Origin of the sequence: Streptomyces odonnellii (genome assembly GCF_000981895.1) — a bacterium.
Lineage (GTDB): Bacteria > Actinomycetota > Actinomycetes > Streptomycetales > Streptomycetaceae > Streptomyces > Streptomyces odonnellii.
Genome location: NZ_LATD01000072.1, coordinates 23788 through 32250, shown reverse-complemented (window position 1 = coordinate 32250; position 8463 = coordinate 23788). Strand labels below are relative to the sequence as shown.

Sequence of the window (8463 nt, the reverse complement as noted above, 5' to 3'; positions counted from 1 at the left end):
GTCCAGATACGGGCGCCGGGGGTGGGAACGGGATCCGGCGGGTCGATCTTGGAGAGAAGGGCCTTGAGACCGTCGATGCGTTCCTCGTCCTCGTGGAGTACGTACGAGAGGTACGGGTCGGAGGACTGGTCGGCGATGGTGTAGACGGCGCACCAGGTGGCGAGGGTGGGGACGGTCATCTGCGCCATGAGGGCCAGGGTCTGGTCGCGGTCGAGCGTTCCGGCGAGCAGATCGGAGGCCTCGACGAGGAACGAGAGCGAGCCGCGCCGGAGGCGTTCGAGTTCGCCGAGGCGGGCGGACTCGACGGCCAGGGCAATACGGTCCGCGGCGAACTGGAGGCGCAGCGCCTCTTCGTTGGAGTAGCGGCCCGGGCCTTCCGCGGCGACCCCGAGGGAGCCGGTGAGCCGGCCCTCCACCTTGAGGGGGACGGTGACGACGGAGCGCATACCGGTGTCGTTGAGGAGCGGGACGGCGCCGGGGACGGCCGTGAGGTCGTCGTGGACGGCGGGCATCCTGGCGGAGCCGTACCGTCCGGTTCCGGCCTCCACGGGGACGCGTGCGAAGCGCTGGCGGGCGGAGGGGAGGCCGGTGGAGGCCCGTACCTCCAGCTCCGTCTCGTCGTCCGTGGCGAGCAGCAGGAAGGCCGAGTCCCCGTCGAGCATGTCGCGGGCGCGTTCGACCGTGCGCTGGAGGAGTCCGTCGAGATCGTCGGGGGCGGGGGAGCCGATGAAGACCTCGAAGGGGTCCATGGCGCGGTTCTCGGCGCCCGTGTCGCTCACGGAGCCGCGCAGTGCGGTCTGGATGACGGCGCGCTCGTGGTTGCGCACGAGGAGACAGACGGTGGACGGCTCGCCATGGGTGTCGCGGACCCGGAGGTGGGACGCGTAGACGGGGACGACCCGGCCGTCGGCGCTGCGGATCCCGTAGCTGCCCTCCCAGCGGGAGAGCTGGAGTGCTTCCGCGATGCCGCTGCCGAGGCCGGGGGTGTGCGGCCAGGCGGCGATGTCGGGCAGCGGCTTGCCGATTACCTGATCGGCCGCGTACCCGAAAATATGTTCTGCGTCTTCGTTCCAGCTCACGATGGCGGCGCCACGGTCGATCTGGACGACGGCGACCCGTACGCGTTCGTCGGCGACCGGAAGCAGGCTGGTCGGGAGGACCGGTCCGGCCAGGCGGGTGCCGACGGGGCGCTCGGGAAGGTCGAGCTGGAACCAGACCTGCTTGTACGTCGGCGTGTATTCGACACCCCAGCGTGAGGCGAGGGCGGCACAGAGCAGCAGCCCCCTGCCGTTCTCGCGGTCGGCGTTGGCGAAGGACCGCCGGGTGCCCTGGATGGGAATCTCGCGCTCGGGGTAGCGGTCGGCCACCTCGACGCGGACGCCGTCCTCCATGCGCAGGCACAGCACCTCCGCCGAGGTGCCGGCGTGGATGACCGCATTGGTGACGAGTTCGCTGGTCAGGACGACGGCGTCATCGACGACATCGGAGTGGCCCCAGCCCTGGAGCGTGTCGCGTACGAAAGCGCGCGCGGTCGCCACGGACCGTCCGACGGGGTCGAAGCTGGCCGCCGCCCGCGCGGTGATCACGGAACTCCTCGTACGCGTTTCGACGCCCGGCTCTGCCATGATCGGCCCGCCCCTCCAGGTGCCCGGTGGTAGTACCTTCGCCGCACCGCCCCTGCCGGGCGGACCGGGGCGGTTGGACAGCCGGATGCCAGGTTACTTACCTTCGCAGTCCGAGCGGATGCCGGTCGCCGCTGTTTCCGCCCCGAGAAGGCGGGGACGCTATGCGAAGCTGCCGAACTGTTATGGCCTGGTTCGGCCGTGGTGAAACACTGGGCAGGCTTCCGGAGACAGCCCGGCGGTACGGTCAACCCCTACGGGAGGGACACGGTGGAGTCTGGCACGGCGTCGCGTGGCGCGAGTACGCGCGCGAAAGGCGGACGGTCCCGGAGCAATGGGACCACCGAGGTGGACACGGCAGAGCTGCAGAGACTGCTGGTCGCCCTGGTGTCCATGCGCGACGGCAACTTCCGCAAACGGCTGACCGTCTCCGGCGACGACGTGATGGCGGAGATCGCCGCCGTCTTCAACGAGGTCGCGGACCGTAATCTCCATCTCACGGGTGAGCTGGCCCGGGTACGGCGCATGGTAGGGCGTGAGGGAAAGCTCACCGAGCGGCTGGAGACCGGCGCCTGCGAGGGTTCCTGGGCCGCGGCCATCGACGCGTCGAACGCGCTGGTGGACGACCTGGCCCGGCCCGTCTCCGAGGTCGGGCGGGTGCTCTCCGCGGTCGCCGAGGGCGATCTTGAGCAGCGGATGGAATTGCGCTCGCACTCCCCGGACGGTACGGAGCGGCCGCTGCGGGGCGAGTTCCTGAAGGTGGCCCGTACCGTCAACAATCTGGTCGACCAGCTCTCCGCGTTCACCGACGAGGTGACGCGGGTGGCGCTGGAGGTCGGTACGGAGGGCAAGCTCGGCGGCCAGGCCAAGGTGCGCGGTATGTCCGGATCGTGGAAGGACCTCACGGACTCCGTCAACACGATGGCGTACCGGTTGACCGCTCAGGTACGTGACATTGCTCTCGTTACGACGGCCGTCGCCAAGGGCGATCTGTCACGCAAGGTCACGGTCCATGTGGCCGGCGAGATGCTTCAGCTCAAGAACACCGTGAACACCATGGTGGACCAGCTCTCGTCGTTCTCCTCCGAGGTCACCCGGGTGGCCCGGGAAGTGGGCACCGAGGGCGAGCTGGGCGGTCAGGCGACCGTGCCCGGGGTGGCCGGGGTGTGGAAGGACCTCACCGACTCGGTCAACACCATGGCGGGCAATCTGACCAGCCAGGTGCGCGGTATCGCGGAGGTCACGACGGCCGTCGCCAATGGCGACCTCTCGCAGAAGGTCACGGTCAGCGCGCGCGGCGAGGTCGCGCAGCTCGCCGAGACGATCAACCAGATGACCGAGACGCTCCGTACCTTCGCGGACGAAGTGACCCGCGTGGCGAGCGAGGTCGGCGCGGAGGGGCTGCTCGGCGGTCAGGCACAGGTGCCGGGAGCCGCCGGGACGTGGAAGGACCTGACGGACTCGGTCAACACGGTCTTCCGCAATCTGACGACTCAGGTGCGGGACATCGCGCAGGTGACGACGGCGGTCGCGAACGGCGATCTCTCCCAGAAGGTCACCGTTGACGTCGCGGGCGAGATGCTGGAGCTGAAGAACACCGTCAACACGATGGTGGACCAGCTTCAGTCGTTCGGTTCCGAGGTGACACGGGTCGCGCGGGAGGTCGGTGTCGAGGGCCGGCTCGGCGGCCAGGCGCAGGTGCCGGGCGCCGCGGGCACCTGGAAGGATCTCACCGACTCGGTGAACACGGCTTTCCGCAACCTCACCGGCCAGGTGCGGGACATCGCGCAGGTGACGACCGCCGTCGCCAACGGTGATCTGACCCAGAAGGTCACGGTCGATGTGGCCGGGGAGATGCTGGAGCTGAAGAACACCGTCAACACGATGGTGGCGCAGCTCTCCTCCTTCGCCGATCAGGTCACCGTGATGGCCAGGGACGTGGGTACGGAGGGCCGGCTCGGCGGTCAGGCGCGGGTCGACGGCGTCAGCGGTACGTGGAAGGAACTCACCGACTCCGTCAACTTCATGGCCGGGAATCTGACCGATCAGGTGCGCCAGATCGCTCAGGTGACCACGGCGGTGGCGCGTGGCGATCTGTCGCAGAAGATCGACGTGGACGCCCGGGGCGAGATCCTCGAACTGAAGAACACCATCAATACGATGGTCGACCAGCTCTCGGCCTTCGCCGACCAGGTGACCAGGGTCGCGCGCGAGGTGGGTACGGACGGCCGGCTCGGCGGTCAGGCGAAGGTGCCGGGGGTGGCCGGGGTCTGGCGGGATCTGACCGATTCCGTCAACGGTATGGCCGGGAACCTCACGGATCAGGTCCGTAACATCGCGGGTGTCGCCACGGCGGTGGCGCGCGGTGACCTGTCGCAGAAGATCGACGTGGACGCGCGCGGCGAGATCCTCGAGCTGAAGAACACCCTCAACACGATGGTGGACCAGCTCTCCAACTTCGCCGAGCAGGTGACCCGGGTGGCCCGCGAAGTGGGCACCGAGGGCATTCTCGGCGGCCAGGCCGAGGTCCAGGGTGTCTCCGGCACCTGGAAGGACCTCACACAGTCCGTCAACTTCATGGCGAACAACCTGACCTCGCAGGTCCGCAATATCGCCGAGGTCACCACGGCGGTCGCCAAGGGTGATCTGTCGAAGAAGATCACCGTCGACGCGAAGGGCGAGATCCTTGACCTGGTCACGACCGTCAACACGATGGTCGACCAGCTCCTCAACTTCGCGGACGAGGTGACACGAGTCGCCCGTGAGGTGGGTACGGAGGGCATCCTCGGCGGCCAGGCCAGGGTCCGGGGTGTCACCGGCATCTGGAAGGACCTCAGCGACAACGTCAACACCATGGCCAACAATCTGACCAGCCAGGTGCGGAACATCGCGCGGGTCTCGGCCGCGGTCGCCAACGGCGACCTCACCAAGAAGGTCACGGTCGAGGCGCGCGGCGAGGTCGCCGAACTCGCGGACACCGTCAACACGATGGTGACGACACTGTCGTCCTTCGCGGACGAGGTGACACGAGTCGCCCGCGAGGTGGGTACGGAGGGCGAACTGGGCGGCCAGGCCCGGGTGCCGGGCGTGTCGGGTACGTGGAAGGACCTCACCGAGTCCGTGAACTCGATGGCGTCCAACCTGACCGGTCAGGTGCGCCAGATCGCCACGGTCACCACCGCCATCGCGAAGGGCGATCTCACCAAGAAGATCGACATCGACGCGCGCGGTGAGATCCAGGAGCTCAAGAACACCATCAACACCATGGTCGACCAGCTCTCCTCGTTCGCCGAGGAGGTGACCCGGGTGGCCCGTGAGGTGGGTACGGACGGTCAGCTCGGCGGACAGGCGCGGGTGCGGGACGTCGACGGCACCTGGCGCGATCTCACCGAGTCGGTGAATGAGATGGCCGGGAATCTGACCCGCCAGGTGCGGGCGATCGCCGCCGTCGCCACCGCGGTGACCCGCGGCGATCTCAATCTGAAGATCGATGTCGACGCGGCGGGCGAGATCCAGGTCCTCCAGGACAACATCAATACGATGATCGCCAATCTGCGGGACACCACCCTCGCCAACGAGGAGCAGGACTGGCTCAAGGGCAACCTCGCCCGGATCTCCGGTCTGATGCAGGGCCGCCGCGATCTCGACGACGTCGCCTCGCTGATCATGAGCGAGCTGACCCCGGTGGTGTCGGCCCAGCACGGCGCGTTCTTCCTGGCGATGCGGACCGGCGCGGTGGCCCAGGTCGGTACGGACGGCGGCAAGGACGGTTCGTACGAGCTGTGCATGCGCGGCAGTTACGGCTACTCGGCCGGTTCGATGCCGACGGTCTTCCGGCCCGGCGAGACTCTCATCGGCACGGCCGCCCAGGAGAAGCGCACCATTCAGGTCAATGTGCCGCCGGGCTATCTGAAGATCGCGTCCGGGCTCGGGGAGGCGGCGCCGGCCCATGTGATCGTGCTGCCGGTGCTGTTCGAGGGGAAGGTCCTCGGAGTGATCGAGCTGGCCTCGTTCCAGCCGTTCACGCACATCCAGAAGGACTTCCTCAACCAGATCGCCGAGATGATCGCGACGAGCGTCAACACCATCAGCGTCAACTCCAAGACGGAAGTGCTGCTGAAGCAGTCGCAGGAGTTGACGGAGCAGCTCCGTGAGCGCTCGGCGGAGCTGGAGAACCGGCAGAAGGCCCTCCAGGAGTCCAACGCGGAACTGGAGGAGAAGGCCGAGCTGCTGGCCCGGCAGAACCGTGACATCGAGGTGAAGAACACCGAGATCGAAGAGGCCAGGCAGGTGCTGGAGGAGCGGGCCGAGCAGCTCGCCGTCTCGATGCGCTACAAGTCGGAGTTCCTGGCGAACATGTCGCACGAGCTGCGCACCCCGCTCAACTCGCTGCTCATCCTCGCCAAACTGCTCGCCGACAATGCCGAATCGAATCTCTCGCCCAAACAGGTCGAGTTCGCCGAAACGATCCACGGCGCGGGCTCGGATCTGCTCCAGCTCATCAACGACATCCTCGATCTGTCGAAGGTCGAGGCGGGCAAGATGGATGTCAGCCCGACCCGGATCGCGCTGGTCCAGCTCGTCGACTATGTGGAGGCGACCTTCCGGCCGCTCACCGCGGAGAAGGGGCTCGACTTCTCCGTACGGGTCTCGCCGGAGCTGCCCGCGACCCTGCACACCGATGAACAGCGCCTGTTGCAGGTGCTGCGTAATCTGCTCTCCAACGCGGTGAAGTTCACCGACAGCGGCGCGGTGGAACTGGTGATCCGCCCGGCGGGCGCGGATGTGCCGCACGCCATCAGGGAGCAGCTCCTGGAGGCGGGTTCGCTGCGCGACGCCGACGGCGATCTGATCGCCTTCTCGGTCACCGACACCGGGATCGGCATCGCGGCCAGCAAGATGCGGGTCATCTTCGAGGCGTTCAAGCAGGCGGACGGCACGACCAGCCGCAAGTACGGCGGTACGGGCCTCGGTCTCTCCATCAGCCGCGAGATCGCCCGGCTGCTGGGTGGTGAGATCCACGCGGCGAGCGAGCCGAGGCGCGGCTCGACGTTCACGCTCTATCTGCCGCTCCACCCCAGCGAGCTGCCGCCGCAGGGCTATCCGCAGTTGACGCCCGGGGGTGTCCGGCAGGGGCGCGCGGTCGACGACAGTACGGGTCCGGGTTCGGGCTCGGGCGAGCCGACGGGCCAGCAGGTGGAGGTGGCCTCCCTGGTCGGGGAGGAGCCGGGCCCCGCCGCGCTGTTCCGGCGCCGCCGCAGGGGCCCCGTCGGCGGGGCGCAGCGCCCGGTTCCGCAGGGGCTGGGCACCCAGAGCACGCCGCGGGGAAGTACGGCCGTCCAGGGCCGTCAGGAGGCCAGTACGTCCCGACCGGGCGGTACGGGCCGTCAGGACGCGCTCCGCGAGAGCCGTACGTTCGGCTTCGCCGGCGAGAAGGTGCTGATCGTGGACGACGACATCCGCAATGTCTTCGCCCTCACCAGCGTGCTGGAGCAGCACGGACTGTCGGTGCTGTACGCGGAGAACGGCCGCGAGGGCATCGAAGTCCTTGAGCAGCACGACGATGTGACGGTCGTTCTGATGGACATCATGATGCCCGAGATGGACGGTTACGCCACGACGACGGCGATCCGCAGGATGCCGCAGTTCGCCGGGCTGCCCATCATCGCGCTCACCGCGAAGGCGATGAAGGGCGACCGGGAGAAGGCCCTCGAATCGGGTGCTTCCGACTATGTGACCAAACCGGTTGATCCGGATCATCTCCTGACGGTCATGGAGCAATGGATGCGGGACGCGTGACCGGCGGGCAGGAGAAACGTCACAATGTCCTGACGGAGCGCGCCCGACGCCGTGTGAGGCGGGCATATTCGGGGAACCTTCTGATCTCGCGCTACGTTTCTGCTTTGTGCACAGTGACATCACGGTGACAGGGTGTGGCGACAGGCGGGGTGCGGCTACCATGACCGGCACAAGGACGGACGGCGTAAGGGAGTCGTCCCCTGGGGCGGCGCCCGCTGTGACGCGGGGCGCCGTGAGCGGGGGGCATCCCATGCCGGGGCGAGGAGGACGGGCGGCCATGGTGCAGAAGGCCAAGATCCTCCTGGTCGATGACCGGCCGGAGAATCTGCTGGCGCTGGAGGCCATTCTCTCCGCGCTCGATCAGACACTGGTGCGGGCATCGTCCGGGGAGGAAGCGCTCAAAGCGCTGCTGACGGACGACTTCGCGGTCATCCTGCTTGATGTCCAGATGCCCGGGATGGATGGCTTCGAGACGGCCGCGCACATCAAGCGCCGTGAGCGGACGCGCGACATCCCGATCATCTTCCTCACGGCCATCAACCACGGCCCGCACCACACCTTCCGGGGATACGCGGCGGGCGCGGTGGACTACATCTCGAAGCCGTTCGACCCCTGGGTGCTGCGCGCCAAGGTCTCGGTGTTCGTCGAGCTGTACATGAAGAACTGCAAACTCAAGGAACAGGCCGAGCTGCTCAGACTTCAGTTGGCCGGAGCGGGCGAGGCCAAGGAACCGGCCGGTCTGCTGGCCGAACTCTCCGCGCGGCTCGCGGCTGTCGAAGAGCAGGCGGAAGCACTCTCCAAGCAGCTCGACGACGATTCGGCGGACGCCTCCGCCGTGGCGACCGCCGCTCATCTCGAACGTAAACTCACCGGACTGCGGCGGGCGCTGGACGCGCTGGAGCCCGGCACCGGAAGCGGTACGCCCACCCTTCCCTCACAGAGCTGAAGCCTCCGGGGGAGCCGAAGTCCCTTGCGGAAGTGAAGCGCAGGAGCGGCCGGCGGACAGGAGCGGCTGAATCGGCGTCACTTTCCTGCTGACTTG

General features: G+C 67.9%; 3 protein-coding genes. 2 read left to right on the top strand and 1 reads right to left on the bottom strand.

Features of this window, described 5'->3' with window-relative positions:
- Positions 1 to 1625: GAF domain-containing protein (locus tag WH07_RS08525; protein ID WP_046497369.1), on the bottom strand; the 1625-nt coding region annotated here is incomplete at its 3' end.
- Between the two features lie 345 nt (positions 1626 to 1970).
- On the opposite strand from WH07_RS08525, the gene WH07_RS08520 reads away from it, so the two are divergent.
- Both WH07_RS08520 and WH07_RS08515 read left to right on the top strand, forming a co-directional pair.
- Complete coding sequence (locus tag WH07_RS08520; protein WP_046497345.1) at positions 1971 to 7421, top strand: HAMP domain-containing protein; 5451 nt, start codon at positions 1971 to 1973, stop codon at positions 7419 to 7421.
- Positions 7422 to 7698: 277 nt separating this feature from the next.
- On the top strand, positions 7699 to 8367 hold the full coding sequence (locus tag WH07_RS08515) for a response regulator (protein ID WP_046497340.1): 669 nt from the start codon (positions 7699 to 7701) through the stop codon (positions 8365 to 8367).
- Positions 8368 to 8463 lie beyond the last annotated feature (96 nt).

Excerpts from the sequence above, each read along its gene's own strand:
- WH07_RS08515 (WP_046497340.1), top strand. The coding sequence starts at position 7,699 with ATGGTGCAGAAGGCCAAGATCCTCCTGGTCGATGACCGGCCGGAGAAT.